Origin of the sequence: Aliamphritea spongicola, assembly GCF_017051665.1 — a bacterium.
Taxonomy (GTDB): domain Bacteria; phylum Pseudomonadota; class Gammaproteobacteria; order Pseudomonadales; family Balneatricaceae; genus Amphritea; species Amphritea spongicola.
Map to the genome: position 1 here is coordinate 1 of NZ_JAFIDL010000153.1, position 267 is coordinate 267.

Genomic DNA, 267 nt, shown 5'->3' on the forward strand with positions numbered 1-267 from the left:
AAGGCGAATGTCGGGAGTTCGAGCCTCTCCACGCCCACCACTAAACGGAGCGGTAGTTCAGTTGGTTAGAATACCTGCCTGTCACGCAGGGGGTCGCGGGTTCGAGTCCCGTCCGTTCCGCCACTTCCTTTGAAGCGGCAACTCCTGAAGGGGAGTCTAAAGCCTTCAACTTTGTTTAGTGGGCGTGTAGCTCAGTTGGGAGAGCGTCGCCCTTACAAGGCGAATGTCGGGAGTTCGAGCCTCTCCACGCCCACCACTAAACGGAGC

2 tRNA genes are annotated in these 267 nt (G+C 58.1%); both read left to right on the forward strand.

The features are described 5' to 3' along the window. The first annotated feature begins 46 nt into the window (after positions 1-46). Positions 47-123 (forward strand) — tRNA-Asp (locus JYB63_RS23135). A 57-nt stretch (positions 124-180) separates the two neighbouring features. After that, positions 181-256, forward strand: a tRNA-Val gene (locus JYB63_RS23140). The last annotated feature ends 11 nt before the right edge of the window (positions 257-267 follow it).